Origin of the sequence: Candidatus Tisiphia endosymbiont of Nedyus quadrimaculatus (assembly GCF_964059235.1) — a bacterium.
Taxonomy (GTDB): Bacteria; Pseudomonadota; Alphaproteobacteria; order Rickettsiales; family Rickettsiaceae; genus Tisiphia.
This window is the reverse complement of the sequence record NZ_OZ060452.1, coordinates 902,056-920,419: the sequence shown is the minus strand read 5'-3', so window position 1 is coordinate 920,419 and position 18,364 is coordinate 902,056. Positions and strand designations below refer to the sequence as shown.

Here is an 18,364-nt window from a genome sequence, read left to right as displayed (position 1 = left end):
AACTAAATTAGCACTAGGAGTACGAGTGTCGAGCACCGGAGCGTACAACTAGTACGTGAGGAGCGGAGATCATGAAGTACGACGACGTGATGATTAGTTTTCGGAAGTGGTATAAGACATCGGTTTAATAGCCTACTAGGTTAGTTCTTTTAAGTTATTCTATAAAAATTTGTTCCTATTTTCTTGGATTTAGGTCATAATCCGTCGTTGTCATTTCCTCAAGAAATCAAGAAGTAAAAATATATAATAAATGAATATTGATAAAAATATACCAAATTATCTGACGATAGCTCGTATTGTGGTTATTCCAATTATTGTAATGACCTTTTATCTAGATAACTCTAAACTCGCTCATAGAATTGCAGCGTTATTATTTATTATAGCTAGTATTACTGATTTTTTTGACGGTTATCTTGCTAGAAAATTTGATTTAGTATCAGGGTTTGGTAAAATGTTTGATCCAATAGCTGATAAATTATTAGTAGGCTGTGTAATTATAATGTTGGTAAAAAAAGGAGCAGCGGGAGAGATACCGTGCTTATTAATTTTAGCTCGTGAATTTTTGGTGGCTGGACTACGTGAATTTCTAGCTTTGATTCAAGTAAGTATTCCTGTGTCTAGATTAGCTAAGATTAAAACATTTACCCAAATGTTTGCTTTGTCAGCGTTAATTCTTGGTTCTAAAGGTTCAGGTATAATTTATATGGATTTAATAGGTCAAATAGCTTTATGGATTGCCGCACTTTTAACTGTAGTAACCGGATATTCATATTTGAAGGCCTGTAGTAAATATTTTTAATTACTATTAGTTTAAATTCTTGCTTTCACGAAACAATCATTCATTATAATAAAAAATAAAATTATTGATGCCATAATAACTTAGCGTAGCATAAAAAGTATGATATATAACTAAGTGATAGGTATATTTACGCTATGCAACGTGGTTATTAACAAAGATGATAAAAATACTTGCCTAACATAGCCTAAAGAACCTTATGTAATCTCTAACTATTAGTTTATTGGATCATGAAGGAGCAAAATTCACCATATTTAGATAAATTAAGGCAAAATTTATTCAAAATATTTATCTTAATTTTTATAGCTTATAGTACAATTATAGCTTCATTGTATAAATATTATAATGCTAAAGTTGAAATGGAAAAAACACAAATTCTACAAAACCAGTATAATAAAATAGTAGAAGTGAGCATGGATAAAATCTCTGCCCTCGCCTATCATTTATCTAGCAATATTCAGGAAAAAAATATTTCAATCAACAGTAATATTAGTGAGCTTGAGATATGTAATGAGGCAGAAAAATGTATAAACTATAATCTTTTTCATTTTGGAGCATTATTGAATAAGCATATTCCGGAATTCATTTATTACAAGATAGAACTCAATAAAAAATTTCTTTATTCAAATATCAAAACTCAAAATTATCAAATAGATAAAACATATCCTATTAACATTTCTAACCAACTTAATATTAGTTTGGCAATTAATAGTATATATTGGCATAAAGTAAAAGCAGATATTAAAAGACCATTTTGGATATTAACTGCATTTATTACTGCTAATCTTCTATTGTTATATTTTCTCTTTAGAAGCTTATTTAAGAATCTCAATAAATCATATGCATTACATTATCAAGACAAATATGCTACAGAATTAGAACAACTTAAGTTTAATTATCAGCAGGAATTAAAAAATTGCGAAACCTCTTTAATGAGAAAAATTTGGAATAATGATTTCAATAAACAAAAAGATTTAGAAATTAATTGTTTATTTGCTCAGGAAGCTAATCAAATATCCTTGCTTGATAAGAGTTCTAACAATCAAGAAGATATGATCAAGGATTATAGGTTAAAAAACTTTGGTGATAAAGTACCTTGCTCTATACTTCTGTATCAAGAAAATAAAATAGAAGAAATTAATGCCAGTAAATTAGTTGACTTATTTACTGACAGATTTAATCAGGAAGATGAAAATATATCGGTTGAAATTTTAAGCAAAGCAAAAGTATTATATTTTGCTTCTAATGCAGCGTTGTACCAAATCATTTATAGTGTTATTAACTATCTATTTTTTTTGTTAAAGAAACAATCTTCTACTACCAAACACAATATTAGATTAACTATCGATAATATAAAACAAAAAATAGAGCTACGTTTTGAATATGACGGTTATCCTATAATGACAGCAGAAGAGCTGCTAAAAACATCAAATCATTTTTTCAAAACTCATGCTAACCCTTTTTTACTTAATTTAAGTCAAGTATTTAATATATTAAGAGCTGATGGATTCAACTATAAAATAAGTTATAACCAAAGCAATATTATAGAAATCTATCCAAATGATTCAAGCATAAGACAGAACAACAAAAGTAACCCGCAACCAGTAAAAACAGAAAATAATGTGATTCTACTAACTTCTTTAACTAGGAAAAAAAATGAATAAATATTTATTGTCACTTATGGTGTTATTTATAGTCAATAATTCATTTGCCCATACACAAATATCTAATGTGATTACACCAGTTAGCTATTTTATCAATCATGGGAAACAGCTTAAGACACTTAAGGATATCTTAAGTAAATATAGACAAGCAAGTATAGTAGGAACTAGCGGTATCGGCAAAACACAATTTGTCAGAATGTATGCTTATGAAAATAAAAATAATTATGATATTATTTGGTTTTTTGATTGTAACCTTGATCTTAATGAGGAATTTGTCAAGTTAGCTAAACAGCTTAATAGTATCAAGCAAGCTAATATATCTGAAGATGTTACTTTTGCTAAGAAAGAAGTAATGTCATATTTAACTCATAGTAATAAGTGGTTATTAATATTTGATAATCTAAAAGTTAGTGAGAATAAGAAAGTTCAAGATTTAATTGATTGGGAACATACTGGCAATGTAATATTTTGTTCACAAGATAGCGAAATTTTACCTAATGCGATAGAGATGGCTTTATTTGATAGAGTTATGACCATAGAGTTAGCTAATAATCTATTGGATAATAACGATAAGAATGATATTGAATTTTTGACAGAAGCCTTTAATGGTTATCCAATACTTATAGTTCAAGGTACTCAATTATTAAATAAGGTCAAAGGTTTAGATAAAGAGGAATATAAAAAGAAAATCCATCAATCGACTGATAAAATAGCAACAAATATTAGTATGGCTATAAAGGAATTAAAGCCTAGTGCAGTAAAGTTACTTAATAAAATAGCTTTATTAAATAATCAGAGTTTCTCGAAGCAACTCCTTACTATCATTACTGATAGTAAAGAGACTCTAGATGATGATATATATCAATTATCTAAGTTTCTGCTGATTAGCAATATTGATCCTAATGAAAATAATCCTATTTTTGAAATGCATGATGTTGTTGCTAATAAAATAATGGAGATAAATGGCAATAATAACAAAATATATTTAGAAAATATTATTAGCAAAATACCTAAATTTAAAGGGTCTTATTCAGGATATTTGTGGAGAGGTGCCAAAACTACACCAAAGAATTTAGCAATTCTTCTAAAAAACTCTGAGAAATATAATATTAACATATATGCAATACTTACCTTAAGGAGTGAATTACTTTCTCTATATGTAAACCTTTATAATAATAATAAAGCACAACAAATGGTTGATTGGTTTAGTCAGAAAGATAAAAACAAAGAATTTAAATTGTGGCAAATGTCTAAATATCAAAAATTTTATTACGCTAGATATTTAGGAGCAATAGGAGTGTATCATACAAGAATATTAAGAAATTTTGACACAGCGATTTCTTATCTTACTAAATCATTAAATATTTTAGATAAGCTTGAGGATGATGCATCTAATCATTTCCTTAAATTTTATTTTATATCCTATATATCTGCATCTCATATATTGTTGGGTAATATGACACTTGCTGAAGAATCTCTTAAAAAGATAGAAAAATTAGCAAAACAAGGAATAATACAAGAAGCTGATTCATTTATAATATATCTTTTAAAAGCTACATTATTTAGTATGCAAGGCAAATATAATGAGGCTTTAGAATGTGTAGATAAAGTTATTAAAATATTTATAAAAAGTGGCTCACATATTAATGACCCATACTTTACTTCAGCTTATATGCTTAGAACACAAATATTGAATTCTCTTGATAGATATCAAGAAGCCTATGCTCAAGCTAAGCAATTATATGACATGTATAAACCTGTACAAAGTGAAAGAGATACGATATTTGCTTATATTTACACCCAAATGGCAAAAAGTGAATTAGGTTTAGGTAAAGTAGATAAAGCTTCTGAATACATTAATAAAGCTATTCCCATATCTTTAGCAGTGGAAAACAGCAATCCAGAGAAAATAAATTATTCTAAAAATCCTAGCTTAGCAGCTAGTTATGTAGTACAAGGTGATATTTTGTTCGCCCAAGATAGCCTTCAGCAAGCTATAGAATCTTATAAAAAAGCGTTTGTTATATATCATTACTTATATAACGAGAGAAGTAAAAATGTTGCTAAAGTAAGTGATTTGTATAATCATGCAGCAAAAGCAGCTTGTAAAAGCAAAGATTTATATAATTATAAATTCTTTGGTAAACCGCAAGTTAAAGAATTTGGAATACATCACCCTAATACTACCAGTATGTTTGAATATTGCAAACAATATAATATGGATTTGTGGGCAAAGAAAAATTAAGGTTATATGAATAAATATTTAGTGCTAATAATATTATTAATCACAAACTGTGAATCTTTTGCTCAAGAACAAAAAATATCTAATTTGATTACACCGGTTAGCTATTTTGTCAATCATGAGAAACAGCTTAAGATATTGAAGGATATCTTAAGTAAATATAGACAAGCAAGTATAGTAGGAACTAGCGGTATCGGCAAAACACAATTTGTTAGAATGTATGCTTATGAAAATAATTATGATATTATTTGGTTTTTTGATTGTAACCTTGATCTTAATGAGGAATTTGTTAAGTTAGCTAAACAACTTAATAGTATCAAGAAAACTAAGATACCTGCAGATGTTACTTCTGCCAAGAAAGAAGTAATATCATATTTAACTCATAGTAATAAGTGGTTACTAGTGTTTGATAATCTAAAAGTTAATGGAAATAACAAAGTTCAAGATTTAATTGATTGGGAGCATAATAGCAATGTAATATTTTGTTCACAAGATAGCGAGAATTTACCCAATACTATAGAAATGACTTTATTTGATAAAGCTACTACCATAGAGTTAGCTAATAATTTATTGGATAATAAAGATAAAAATGATATTAAGTTTTTGATAGAATCTTTTAGTGGTTATCCAATACTTATAGTTCAAGGTACTCAATTATTGAATAAGGTTAAAGGATTAGATAGAGAAGAATATAAGAAGAAAGTTTATCAATCAGCTGATAAAATAGCGATAAATATTAGTATGGCTATAAAGGAATTAAAGCCTAGTGCAGTAAAGTTACTTAATAAAATAGCTTTATTAAATAATCAGAGTTTCTCGAAACAACTACTTACTATCATTACTGATAATAAAGATACTCTTGATGATGATATATATCAATTATCTAAGTTTATGCTAATTAGTAATATTAATCCTAACGAGGATAATCCTATTTTTGAAATGCATGATATAGTTAGCAATACAATAATGGAACTAAATGGCGATAATAATAAAATATATTTAGAAAATATTATTTCTAAACTCCCTAAACCCAAAGGTATACAGTCGGGACAATTGTGGAGGACAGCAAAGACTATACCTGACAACCTAGAGGTTCTTCTACAGAATTCTGAAAAATATAATATTGACATATATGTAATGCTTGATTTAAGAGTCGAGTTGTTTGCTATATATGTAAGGGATCATAATCTATATAAAGCAAAACAAATGATTGATTGGTTTGAATACAAAGATAAGGACAGAGCATTCAAACTGTGGAAAATGTCTGAATATCAAAAATATTGTTATGCTAGATATTTGGGGTTAATAGGAGAGCATAGTAGGTTGTCATTAGCAAATTTTGAAATAGCCATTTCTTATCCTACTAAAGCATTAAAGATTTTAGATAATCTTAATGGTGATTATGCTTTTTTAAAATTTAATCTTAACTCACACATCGCTGTATCTCAAGTATCTTTGGGCAATGTACACACTGCCAAAGAAATCCTTAAAAAAATGGAAGAATTATTTAAACAAGGTTTACAAGAAGCTGATATATTTAGAATCTATTATTTAAAGGCACGTTTATTTTTTATCCAAGGCAAATATAATGATGCTTTAGATTACATAGATAAATATGTTGAGGTATTTATAAAAAGTGGATTAAATATTAATCATCTACACCTTACTGCACCTTATGTATCTAGAGCAGAGATACTAGGCTATCTTGGCAGATACCAAGAAGCTTATGCTCAAGCTAAGCAATTATATGACATGCATAAACCTATAAAAAGTGAAGACCATAGGACATTTGGTTATATCTACAGGACAATGGCAAGAAGTGAATTAGGGTTAGGTAAGATAGATAAAGCCTTGAACCATGTTAACAAAGCTATTATAATATTTTTAACAGATGAATATGGAAATCCCAAGAATACAGAATATTCTCAAGATCTAAATTTAGCGGGAGGCTATGCACTACAAGGAGATATTTTGTTTGCTCAAAATAATATTAAACAAGCAATCGAATCCTATAAACAAGCATTTACCATATATCATTACTTATATAAAGATAACAGTAAAAATATTGTTCAAGTAAGTGATTTATATAATCATGCAGCAAAAGCAGCTTGTAAAAGCAAAGATTTGTATAATTATAAATTTTTTGGCAAGCCACAAATTAAGGAGTTTGGCATACACCACTCTAATACAGTTGATATGTTTGAATATTGCAAACAATATAATATGGATTTATGGGCAAAGCAAGATTAAGGTTTGTGATATTTATCAATCATCCAATCTATAAATGTATTATCAACAGACTGCTTTTTCAGTGCATATTCATATACTTCTTTTATTAGAGCTGTAAGATTTGTAGATGAAAAAATTAAGTTTCTTTCAATTAACATATTAATTGTTGCACTAGTGGCTTTACTAAAAATTTTCATTTGATCAATAGTTAGCACTTCATGGCTTATTTCGTTATCAACAACAAGAGCTTCTAGGCTAATATCTAAGGCTTTTGCAATTAATTGTAAATTATTAGCACTAGGATTTTTTGAACTACCATACAAAATGCTATAAACAGTATTTCTACTTAATCCAGTTTTTTTCTCTATCTCTACAGCATTTATATTTTTTTGCATCATTAATGAGCTAAGTTTGGTTTGTAAATTTGCCATAGATAAGATTTTATATGTAAAATTAATATTTCTAAATAATAAGGTATAACTATCAAAAAGTAAATAACTAATAATTAATTATAATTAATTGATTTGGATTACGAGAGTTTGTAACACTAATTTTTAATGATCTAATAAAAAGTTTAAATTACCATACCCTCTCCAGGGTAATTTAAAAGTCGGGTTGTAAGCCTAATAGATAAGGGAAAAAGTGCTTAATATGTACTTGATGTCATCCCAGCGAAAGCTGGGATCTAAAAAAAATAGCCTGAAAGACTATTAAGTAATATAGATCCCTGCCTTCGCAGGAATGACATCGATAATGGTTAAACTTACATCTATAACAACTAATGACTGTGACTTTTAAATTACCCTGCCCCTCTCACAAATATTTATACTTGAATTTTTTCAATCTATCTGATATGTATTATCTCGGATAGGTGTCCGAGTGGTTTAAGGATCTAGTCTTGAAAACTAGCGTGCGGGCAACCGTACCGTGGGTTCGAATCCCACCCTATCCGCCATTCGGTACAAGTTGTCGTTTTTTCAAAAATATCGAACGGGAAACGTAGTGTCAATAAGCGTTGAAAAATGACCCAGGAAGAGCGTTGAAAAATGACCCACATAAGTCTAGAACTATTGTTTTTTTTTCATACGATAACTTTCATTTCCCGTTTCAATGATATCACAATTATGACAAACTCTATCAAGTAGCGCTGAAGTCATTTTATTACAACCAAATATTTGTGACCATTCTGAGAATATAAGATTAGTAGTAATAATAATTGAAGTGTTGGAATGTATTTTAGATAATAGATGAAAGATAAGTTGACCGCCATTCTTAGAAAATGGTAGATAACCAAGCTCATCTAGGACTAGTACATCTATTTTTTGCAAGGAAGCTGCTAGTTTTCCTACCTGAGCAGAGTTCTTTTCATATTCTAATTGATTAGCAAGATCTACAAGATTAAAAAATCTTGATTTATAACCTTTTCGTACTGCTTTTGTACTTAATGCAATAGCTAGGTGAGTTTTACCGCTACCAGTACCACCAACTAGGATTATATTTCTAGATGTTTTAATAAACTCGCAACTATATAGATGCATAATTTGTTCTTGGTTTATTGGGGTATCGATAAATATGAAATTATCTATATCTTTTTTCTCAGGAAACTTTGCTGCGCTAATCCTACTTTGAATAGACCTAAGAGTTCGTGTTGTTAGTTCAGATTTTAATAAATTATGTAAAATATAATTCGAGGCTTCTTTACGCCTTATGGCATCAGATATAATTTCATCATAAGACTCAAGCATCCCTGTAAATTTTAGCTTTCTCATAACATTTATAATATCTTCTCTAGTAGATTCTTGATATACATTGTTCATTACTTACCTCCTAACTTGAGAAAATTATCGTATATCTCACAATTAGCTTTCGGGATATGTTTTAAAGTATGATATTCTTGGTAATTACTTGGCTCTGTTACTTTTAACTCATCTTTATTACGTAATATAATATTTAAAATTACCTCCTTACTAACAGTTCCTATTTTTAGTGCTTGGGTGCATGCTGATACTACTGCTTCTATGGATTCCATTGCTATATACGATAATATATGAGCAAAATCTCTTGTACCTGCTGGGCTGCTCTCAAGACGTCTTCTAACTTCTATGAGCTCTTCTGGTAAATTCATATTAAGGAATGGTTCACCATTTCTTAATGCTCCGGGTTTATACCTTAATATTGGCAGATAATGATTGACGTCATAACAAGTTTCTCCCTTAGTAAATTTCCGTTTATGACGACCTACCTCTTGACCATTATAAATAAATACTAGATGTTCAGCATATATCTTACATTGTACTATTTTCCCAGCACAACTACAGTGAACGCTATAATTATTGCTTTCATATCTAGCCAAACAAGTAATAGAAACCTTGATATCTATTTCTTTGCAACCGTTAAATAATACAGGCACGGATACTAAAAAATTACGTTCTAGTTGATATGCTTCATCTATAGTCTTATCTTTATATTCGGGGTGTTTATGAGAGCTATTATAAGTAACTAATCTGCTGGTTAATATATCGTTTAATTCTTGCAAGGTTAAAGCTTTTGGCATAGGAGTAAAGAACTGTTCCCGGTCAATCTGTACTTGTCGCTCAACCCTACCTTTTTCATTACCTCGAGCTGGAGAACATGCTATCGGTTCAATGAGATAATGTGCGCAGAGCTTTTCAAACTTTGGATTCCATTCTCTATTATTAGAGCCTTTTAAAACCTTACTGACAGCAGTCTTCATATTATCATAAATCCCTTTAGTTGGACTACCACCAAAAAAAGTAAAGGCTCTAACATGTGCATCAAATACCATCTCTTGAGCTTCAGTAGGATAAATATAGATAAATTTTTTACGGCTATAACACAAAACAAAGTGAGCTACTTTAACATTTATTATTTCTCCAGCTAATATTACTTGCTCACTACTCCAGTCAAATTGGTAAGCTTCCCCAGGAGCAAAGGATAAAGGTACGCAAGCTTTTATATTAATCTCAAAATTTCTATCATTCCAAGTGTTAATATAACGACTAACAGCAGAGTAACTGCCTTGATACCCATAAATCTTTAACTCCTCAAATAAAGCTTTCCCTGTTTTTTTAGGCTTTGAATTCTTATTATCCCGCAACATCCTCTCAAGACTCTCAATATATTTCCCAAGTTTAGGTATAGGTTGAATTATTCGTATATAATCAGATTTAATCTCTCCTTGCGTACGAATGATACTTCTAACTGTATTACGTGATATATTTAATTCTCTACTTATTGAACGTATACCTTCTCCACGACGATAACGTCCTAATATCTTTCTCTTACTTTCCATTATTAACATCTCTGATTTTATACTCCTATTATTTATTCTGAAAATAATAGAAGTATAGGTTGATAATAATGGATTAATAACGTACTACTTTTCCCACTTCTTAGGTGGGTCATTTTTCAACGCACATTAACCCATTTAGTGGGTCATTATTGCACGCTTTTTAACACCAAGCTTTAACCTCATCCATTACATCATCAGTAATTTGGCTGATTAAGCCTTCACTTATTTCAACACTGTATAACTCCTGTAACTGAATCTTAATATCAGATATACTCATGCCTTTAGCATATAATGATAGTACTTTATCGTCAAAACCATCAAAACGTTTCTGGCGTTTTGGTAGTATTGCGGGTTCAAAGGTATTATGCCTATCCCTTGGTACTTCTATTTCTACAGCTCCATGTTCGGAGATCAGTTTTTTGCTAGTTATACCATTACGAGCATTATCATTATCTGCACGACTGTATTTATCATAGCCTAGATGATTATTCATTTCTGACTGCAGTGCCTTCTCTATTAAACGTTTGGTCAATTCTTTTAATAAACCTCCTTCTTTCAGTATTGTACTTACATCTGTATCATTATCTATTAATAAATCTACTGCTTGCTTTATTGATTCATTAGTTTTTTTATTCATGTAATTTCCTTTTTTGTTATACTTTTATATATAACCTATTTCGAAATTTACACAGTTTTTTGGACAGAGCCTTGTTATAACTTCCATCCATTTTTCCATCATTTCTTCAATATTCAAAAATATTCTCTGCAAGTAATCTAAGCCATACCTGAATAAGGAGATAGACTTTCTACCATGTTTTTTAAGCTTTATAGGTTTGATAGAATTTTGCCATTGACCCACAACATAAGCAAAAGTAAATGCTATAGCAAGTAAACCAAGCAATTTACTAATTCTATCTAAATGTATTATATGGGTATTTTCAAAATTGAAACCCCGCGTCTTAAGGCAAGCAAAAAGGCTTTCTATTTCCCATCTTTTTTTATATATATTTAGTGCTACATGCGGATTATCATTGGTAGCTATGATTACTAATACGCCTTCATCATTACGCAGTGCAGCCACAGATACTTTAGGTCCTTTATAATTCTTACCCAAATATCTTTTTCCTTTAAACAATATATATTCACCATTCTGTAACTTCTTAATTAAATGATTAACAGTAACTAACTCATCTTCTGCTCTACCAATGGCAAGATTGGCTTTGATTCTAATATAAAATGGTATCATTTTATCGGCTAAAAACTTTAGCCATAAATCACCAATAAACTCCCGATCCCCAAGCAATGCTGACATCTTCTCTATGCCAAATACAGTAATAAACCTTTCCATTAATTGCTGACGTTCAATGTTATTAGAAGTTCCTGCTTTTGGCAACATATCCCACATAATTGGTATAGCAATGCCTTTATGGCAAATAGATAATACTAAAATATTGATGTCAAGCTTGCCAAATTTCCAATTTGTCCGATCAAGCACTAGTAACCATTGATCAGTATCAATTCCAGCCAACCTCACCAATAACTTGGCTAAGGACGTATATGATAATTCACATTTGGCAAAAAATCTCTGTAATTTCTTATAGCGTGATTCTTGCTTATCTCCTTTTATCGTTAAGGCAAGCTGGGTAAGATTTACATCTCTCACTTGCAGTAATCCTAATATTATTTGTTCTATTAATTTTATGCTTGCAAAACTCTTAAAAAAATAGTTTCCTAATAGTTGTGATAACGCTGAACTCATACTCCTTCTTCTTAAGCTTGAATAACCTAAGTTATAGGACTTTGATTATGCGTTATCCACTCTTTTTTCTTCTCTCCTTAATCTCTTTGTCCTGTACTGAGGAGTATACATAAAAGTTTATAAACAATTTAAATCAACTGCTATAGCTTCTTTCTTTTAGTCTTTCTTCAGCAAGTTTAAGTAAATCTCTATCATCTAATATTTCAACTACTTGTTCGTATAGCTCAGCTGGAAGTAAATAAGCCGTTGGTTTATTATGATTCAATAAAGCAATAGGCTCACCACTAGATTTAGCCAGCAATGCCGTAGGACTCTTTTTTAATATAGGATTTTACTACAATTATCTTTTATCAAAAGGAATAAATTCTCTTTGTACATACCCAGTATATAATTGCCGAGGTCTGCTAATTTTTTGTTCGGGATCTTCATGCATCTCTTTCCATTGTCCCATCCAACCAACAGTTCTTGCTATAGCAAAAAGCACTGTAAACATCTGTGATGGTATCCCCATAGCTTGATAAATAATACCAGAATAAAAATCAACGTTTGGATAAAGCTTACGCTCTATAAAATATTGGTCATTGAGAGCAATTTTTTCAAGCTCAGTAGCGATTTGTAGTAATGGGTTATTATTTTCTCCTAATTCCTCTAATACTTCTTTGCAGGTCTCTCTAAGTACAACTGCTCTTGGATCATAACTTTTATAGACTCGGTGACCAAAACCCATTAAGCGGAAAGAATCATTTTTATCTTTTGCTCTTGCAATATATTGTGGAATACGATCTATTGTCCCAATCTCTTTCAGCATATTAATTACTGCCTCATTTGCTCCGCCATGTGCTGGTCCCCATAAAGACGCTATGCCAGTACTGATACAGGCAAACGGGTTAGCACCGGATGATCCGGCCAAACGTACTGTTGAAGTGGAAGCATTTTGCTCATGGTCAGCATGGAGAATAAATATTTTATCTAAGGCGTTCTTTACTACTTGGTTTACCTTATATTTTTCACAAGGCGTCGCAAACATCATATGGAGAAAATTTTCAGTAAAATCTAAACTATTATCAGGATATATAAAGGGCTGACCTATTGAATATTTATATGCCATTGCTGCAATAGTTGGCATTTTTGCAATCATTCTAATAGCAGCTAACTCGCGTTCATTTTCTTCTACGTTTAAAAAATTTGGATAAAATGCAGATAAAGATCCTACCACAGCCAACATAATTGCCATAGGATGAGCTGAGTGACGGAAAGCCATAAATAAACTTCTAAGCTGTTCATTAACCAGCGAGTGATTAGTAACTTTCTGAGAAAAAGATTTATACTGATTCGTGGTGGGTAATTCACCATTTAACAGTAAATAGGCAACTTCTAAGAAATTACTTTTTTCTGCTAACGTTTTAATATCATATCCTCGATATCTTAATATCCCTTGATCCCCATCTATGTACGTCATTGCAGATTTACAAGCTGCTGTAGACATAAAGCCAGGGTCATAAGTGAAATAGCCTGTTAATGAATATATACCGCTAACATCAATAACATCTTGACCAATCGATGCTTTTTTTATTGGTAAATTAAAAGACTTATCACCTATTTTTAATTCAACATTTTCTAGAGTTTTGATTCCATTATTTGTCATATGTTCTCTTTTATCATATTTTATGTTGCCCACTAATACAAAAAATGTATTTTTTTATATATTTTACCAAATTGTCATCAACCCCTGCTTCGGTGGAATAATACCATTTCCCATTATTAACTACGCTATTTAGCACTACAGTTGTAGTACTAATGTCAAAACGATGTCATCCCAGCGAAAGCTGAGATCTAATAATGTTTAATAGTCTTTTAGGCTATTTTTTTAGATTCCGCACCGAAGCGGGAATGACAGCTCTAGATAGTAACTACAACTGTAGTATTAACGTAGTTAATAATGGGAAAATAACCCCTCACCGAAATACTACCTAGAACTTGTACACTTGGTATATTTGTTAAAGCGAGTTATATGTATCTCTATCCAAAGTACCTTCACTGTTATCGATAATCAAGGTAATTGTTGCATCACCTGTAATATTAATGGTAGTACGTAACATGTCTAATATCCTATCAATTCCAGCAATTATAGCAACACCTTCAATCGGTAAATGGATTGAAGACAGAACCATAGGTAGCATTATTAAAGAGGCCCCTGGAATACCAGCACCACCTATAGATCCAAGAGTTGAGGTAATAATAATGACTAAATAATCATGCACCGCTAAATCTATACCCATCATTTGAGCAAAAAATATGGTGGTAAGAGCTAAATTTATAGCAAACCCATCCATGTTTATCGATGCCCCAAGTGGCAATATGAAAGAAGTGCTAGATTCAGAGATACCTAGCCGTTCACGACAAACTTGCATAGTTGTAGCAAGCGTTGCTTTACTACTAGAAGTAGAGAAGGCAAGTATTTGGTATTCCAAACTCTTTTTATAAAAAGGTAATGGTGACATTCGACAAAATACATAAATTAGCGTGCCAAAAATACCATATTGACATATCATGGCAATCACTACGGCAACAACTAATTTTGATAAACTAATCATTACATCAAAGCCTTGTGTACCGACTACCCAAGCCGTTAAAGCAAATGCACCATATGGAGAAAGTTGAATGATCATTGAGATCATTTTTAACACCATTTTTGATAATCTATGAAATAAATCTTTAATGGGTGCAGCACTAGCTCCCATTTTATTTAGTATAAGTCCAGAAAATATTGCAAAGAATACAATTTGTAAAACATTAGAACTGGCAAAAGCCCCTACGACATTATCAGGCACAATATTCACAAAAAAATCAATCATATTAAAGGATTTCTCTTGTGAAATATTTGAGGCAACATCAAAGTTAATATGAACACCATGACCTGGCTTTAATACAAGAGCAACTGTAAGACCAAAAACTGTGGCAAAAAAAGTAGTTCCTAAAAAAGCAGCAACAGCCTTTATTCCTACTCTGCCAAGAGAAGTAGGGTCACTCATACTAGTTATGCCTGCTACTAAACTAAAAAATATTAAAGGAGCAATAATCATTTTGATCAAACGCAAAAAAATATCTCCTACCGGTTTTATATAAGATACATATTCAGGACAATATATACCAAACATTATACCTAGGATTAATCCCAAGGTAACTTTTTTCCATAATTTCATTGTTCTACTTAATTAAATTAAAGAGTGTTTTGATTAAACTTATTTTGCTGATTTCATGTAAATGTCTATAGCTAACCCGATTAGCATTACTCCCAATTCACATACGTCATTGCAAGAAGTAGCGAAGCACAACAAAGTAATCCACGTTGTTTTTAATCATAGATTGCTTCGTCGACCTTATGGTCTCCTCGCAATGACGTTGGGTAAAAGTACTGCCGTCATTGCGAGACTACGTGAGTGTAGTGGCAATCCACATTCATTAGATTGCTTCGTCGCCTTCGACTCCTCGCTAATAGACGGAGTAATAACAGGGTTAGCTATATATATATTGGGTAAATCTTAGTGCTAATAAACACTCTATTAAAATTAGATACTTTGAGTTACCCAATTTAAATAGCTAAACAGCCCATCTTGAATGTCGAGCTTTATTATTTGCGGAAGATCATAATTATGTATATCAGTAATCACCTTTTCTATTGTATTGTAGTTATCAGACTTAGCCTTTATCACAATACGATATTCTAGCACAGAAGAAATCTTGCTTTCCCATTTAAAATAGCTGACTATATCATCTACTTGTATGCAAGCAGCTAGATTTGCTTCCAATAAGTTAGTTGTTATTTTGTCTACCACCTGCCGGTCATTGGTCGTAGTTAAAATCACACAACATCTTTGTACCACTTATACCTCAACAAAGCAATTAGGTGTTTCAAATAATTTGACTTTTGTAATAACAAAAGAACTATTAGTAAATAATTTGGGCAAAATATCCAATTTTAGGTATAACGCTATATTTTCTGCGGTTGGATTTTGTTGCATATAATATATTTTTTGACCAGTCCAGTCACATATTCTATCTCCCATTTCTCTATCATTTTGATGTAATATAAGATTATGATCAAAATTATCATCTATCCACTTTTGTATTATTGACTTCATGTGACCAAAATCTATAACCATACCAAGATTATCGGTAACACTTGATCCCGCTGTAACTTCAAGGACATAACGATGACCATGTAGAAATTGACACTTATTCTCATGTCCAACAACTCTATGACCTGCATCAAATTCAATTTTACGAGTACACTTTATCATAATTAACCTCAAATATCGATGTAAGACATCAGTTTAATAGCCTAGGGTAACCCTGAATTCGATGTAACAAGTTACATCGAATTCAGATTCCCTATGACTTTTAAATGCCATGCGTAAGGGGAGTTCTTTAAATATGAGCCAGCAAAGATTCATATCTAGCAATATCCAATTTAATAATATCAATTTTTGTATCATCAATTTCTTCGTCTATTTCTTTTGTTAAAGAGTCTATTTTCCTAATTATCTCATGTAGTTGCAAACTGCTAGTATCAACAGCAAACTCTGTTACTATATTTACATTTGTCCACGTGACCTCAGCTAACCCTGAGTAGATAAAGTACTTAAATACAGAATTATCTACTGTAATTTTTGTCAATCCATCTTTTAAATTTGCAATCAATAACTCATGGCCTGGTAAAACCTCAAATTCTCCTAATTCTCCCGGCATTGTTACCATCCGAGCTCCCATGTCAAACACAACATTCGCTGGCGTTACAATTTTAACCCTAATTGTTTTATTCATTATGCCACTTTTTCTTTAAGGGTTTCACCTTTCTCTACTGCTTCATCAATGCTACCAACCATATAAAAAGCAGCCTCTGGTAAATAGTCATATTTGCCGGAAACCAACCCATGAAACCCCTCAATAGTATCAGCTAAACTAACAAATTTCCCAGCTATACCTGTAAATACTTCGGCAACATGGAAAGGTTGAGATAAAAAGCGTTGAATTTTCCTTGCCCTAGTAACGGTTAATTTATCTGATTCCGATAACTCATCCATTCCTAGAATGGCAATTATATCTTGCAGAGACTTATATGTCTGTAAAACTTTTTGTACCTCACGAGCAACCGAGTAATGTTTCTCTCCCACAATTGCCGGATTTAGTAATTGTGAACTACTATCAAGTGGATCTACTGCCGGGTAAATACCAAGCTCAGCAATTTGTCGACTAAGTACGGTAGTCGCATCCAAATGGGTAAAAGAGGCAGCAGGAGCAGGATCAGTTAGGTCATCTGCTGGCACATAAATAGCCTGCACAGAGGTAATTGATCCAAGCTTTGTTGAAGTAATACGCTCTTGTAGCTCTCCCATATCTGTTGCCAGTGTTGGTTGATAACCAACTGCTGAAGGTATTCTGCCTAAAAGGGCTGATACCTCAGAACCAGCTTGGGTAAAACGAAAAATGTTATCGACAAAAAACAAGACATCCTGTCCTCCATCTAAATCCCTGAAACTTTCGGCTATAGTAAGACCAGTTAAAGCAACTCTAGCTCTTGCACCGGGTGGGTCGTTCATTTGCCCATAAACAAGAGCTACTTTAGATTTTTTGGGATTTTTTAAATCAATTACCCCAGAGCCAATCATTTCGTGATAAAGGTCGTTACCTTCTCTAGTCCTTTCCCCAACTCCTGCAAAAACCGTATATCCTCCATGTGCTTTTGCTATATTATTAATAAGTTCCATAATTAACACTGTCTTTCCTACCCCAGCACCACCAAATAACCCAATTTTTCCTCCTTTTGAATAAGGAGCTAAAAGATCAATGACTTTAATCCCTGTAACCAAAATGTTTCTTTCAGTTGATTGATCAACAAAATTTGGAGCTGGTTTGTAAATTGAAGCAAAGTCAGTTGAATCAATCTTACCTCTTTCATCAATTGGTACACCAACCACATTTATTATGCGTCCGAGTGTGCCAATACCGACAGGTATCTTAATAGTCTCTCCTGTATCTGCTACTGCTTGCCCTCTTACTAGCCCTTCTGTTGGACCCATAGATATACATCTAGCAATATCGTCTCCTATATGCTGTGATACTTCTAGTATCACTTTCTCTCCATTATTATCGCATTCAAGTGCATTGAGAATTTTTGGCAATTTACCATCACTACTAAACTGCACATCGACTACAGCTGAAATAATCTGCACAATCTTGCCAATAGTTTTCGTCATATTTTACCTATACATATTATTGTCTATCCTAAGTATTATAGTTCGTCATTGCGAGGAGTCACTTTAGTGGCGACGAAGCAATCCATATTTTATTATTTTTGGAT

General features: G+C 31.7%; 16 protein-coding genes and 1 tRNA gene. 5 read left to right on the top strand and 12 right to left on the bottom strand.

Annotation, left to right across the window (positions count from 1 at the left end; genetic code table 11):
- Positions 1-250 precede the first annotated feature (250 nt).
- The 4 genes from pgsA (at position 251) to AB3211_RS04295 (ending at position 6,952) form a co-directional block, all read left to right on the top strand.
- On the top strand, positions 251-799 hold the full coding sequence (gene pgsA, locus AB3211_RS04310) for a CDP-diacylglycerol--glycerol-3-phosphate 3-phosphatidyltransferase (protein ID WP_341758125.1): 549 nt from the start codon (positions 251-253) through the stop codon (positions 797-799).
- A gap of 227 nt (positions 800-1,026) precedes the next feature.
- Entirely contained in the window at positions 1,027-2,460 is a 1,434-nt protein-coding gene (locus tag AB3211_RS04305; protein WP_367363709.1) for a hypothetical protein, read from the top strand.
- The gene (locus tag AB3211_RS04300) at positions 2,453-4,705 is read left to right on the top strand and encodes a tetratricopeptide repeat protein (protein WP_367363708.1); all 2,253 of its coding nucleotides are present in this window, start codon (positions 2,453-2,455) and stop codon (positions 4,703-4,705) included. Before AB3211_RS04305 ends, AB3211_RS04300 begins: the two co-directional genes overlap by 8 nt.
- Before the next feature lie 6 nt (positions 4,706-4,711).
- Positions 4,712-6,952, top strand: a complete 2,241-nt coding sequence (locus tag AB3211_RS04295) for a tetratricopeptide repeat protein (RefSeq protein WP_367363707.1) — start codon at positions 4,712-4,714, stop codon at positions 6,950-6,952.
- On the opposite strand, the gene AB3211_RS04290 is transcribed toward AB3211_RS04295, so the two are convergent.
- Complete coding sequence (locus tag AB3211_RS04290) at positions 6,949-7,362, bottom strand: helix-turn-helix domain-containing protein (protein WP_367363706.1); 414 nt, start codon at positions 7,360-7,362, stop codon at positions 6,949-6,951. The two genes, AB3211_RS04295 and AB3211_RS04290, sit on opposite strands and share 4 nt — an antisense overlap.
- Positions 7,363-7,796: 434 nt before the next feature.
- Here AB3211_RS04290 and AB3211_RS04285 point away from each other — a divergent pair.
- A tRNA-Ser gene (locus AB3211_RS04285) sits at positions 7,797-7,886 on the top strand.
- Positions 7,887-7,998: 112 nt separating this feature from the next.
- On the opposite strand, the gene istB is transcribed toward AB3211_RS04285, so the two are convergent.
- From istB to atpD, 11 genes are all read right to left on the bottom strand, one after another.
- Positions 7,999-8,748: an IS21-like element helper ATPase IstB gene (istB, locus tag AB3211_RS04280; RefSeq protein WP_367363705.1), complete on the bottom strand. Its 750-nt coding sequence runs from the start codon at positions 8,746-8,748 to the stop codon at positions 7,999-8,001.
- Complete coding sequence (gene istA, locus AB3211_RS04275; protein WP_367363704.1) at positions 8,748-10,244, bottom strand: IS21 family transposase; 1,497 nt, start codon at positions 10,242-10,244, stop codon at positions 8,748-8,750. The genes istB and istA overlap by 1 nt, the downstream gene beginning before the upstream one ends.
- 160 nt (positions 10,245-10,404) lie before the next feature.
- The gene (locus AB3211_RS04270; protein ID WP_367363703.1) at positions 10,405-10,881 is read right to left on the bottom strand and encodes a transposase; all 477 of its coding nucleotides are present in this window, start codon (positions 10,879-10,881) and stop codon (positions 10,405-10,407) included.
- 24 nt (positions 10,882-10,905) lie between these two features.
- Positions 10,906-12,003: an IS4 family transposase gene (locus tag AB3211_RS04265; RefSeq protein WP_367363702.1), complete on the bottom strand. Its 1,098-nt coding sequence runs from the start codon at positions 12,001-12,003 to the stop codon at positions 10,906-10,908.
- Between the two features lie 133 nt (positions 12,004-12,136).
- Complete coding sequence (locus tag AB3211_RS04260; protein ID WP_367364818.1) at positions 12,137-12,328, bottom strand: type II toxin-antitoxin system Phd/YefM family antitoxin; 192 nt, start codon at positions 12,326-12,328, stop codon at positions 12,137-12,139.
- Positions 12,329-12,343: 15 nt separating this feature from the next.
- Positions 12,344-13,648: a citrate synthase gene (locus tag AB3211_RS04255; protein WP_367363701.1), complete on the bottom strand. Its 1,305-nt coding sequence runs from the start codon at positions 13,646-13,648 to the stop codon at positions 12,344-12,346.
- A gap of 352 nt (positions 13,649-14,000) precedes the next feature.
- Complete coding sequence (locus tag AB3211_RS04250; protein WP_367363700.1) at positions 14,001-15,206, bottom strand: dicarboxylate/amino acid:cation symporter; 1,206 nt, start codon at positions 15,204-15,206, stop codon at positions 14,001-14,003.
- 366 nt (positions 15,207-15,572) lie between these two features.
- Complete coding sequence (gene cutA / locus AB3211_RS04245) at positions 15,573-15,887, bottom strand: divalent-cation tolerance protein CutA (RefSeq protein ID WP_367363699.1); 315 nt, start codon at positions 15,885-15,887, stop codon at positions 15,573-15,575.
- Positions 15,888-16,304 carry a 6-pyruvoyl trahydropterin synthase family protein gene (locus AB3211_RS04240; RefSeq protein ID WP_367363698.1) on the bottom strand — a complete coding sequence of 139 codons (417 nt, stop codon included), beginning with the start codon at positions 16,302-16,304 and terminating at the stop codon, positions 15,888-15,890. It lies immediately after the preceding gene.
- A 127-nt stretch (positions 16,305-16,431) separates the two neighbouring features.
- Positions 16,432-16,827, bottom strand: coding sequence for an ATP synthase F1 subunit epsilon (gene atpC, locus AB3211_RS04235; RefSeq protein ID WP_367363697.1), 396 nt, complete (start codon positions 16,825-16,827; stop codon positions 16,432-16,434).
- The gene (gene atpD / locus AB3211_RS04230; RefSeq protein WP_367363696.1) at positions 16,827-18,260 is read right to left on the bottom strand and encodes a F0F1 ATP synthase subunit beta; all 1,434 of its coding nucleotides are present in this window, start codon (positions 18,258-18,260) and stop codon (positions 16,827-16,829) included. Before atpD ends, atpC begins: the two co-directional genes overlap by 1 nt.
- Between the last annotated feature and the right edge of the window lie 104 nt (positions 18,261-18,364).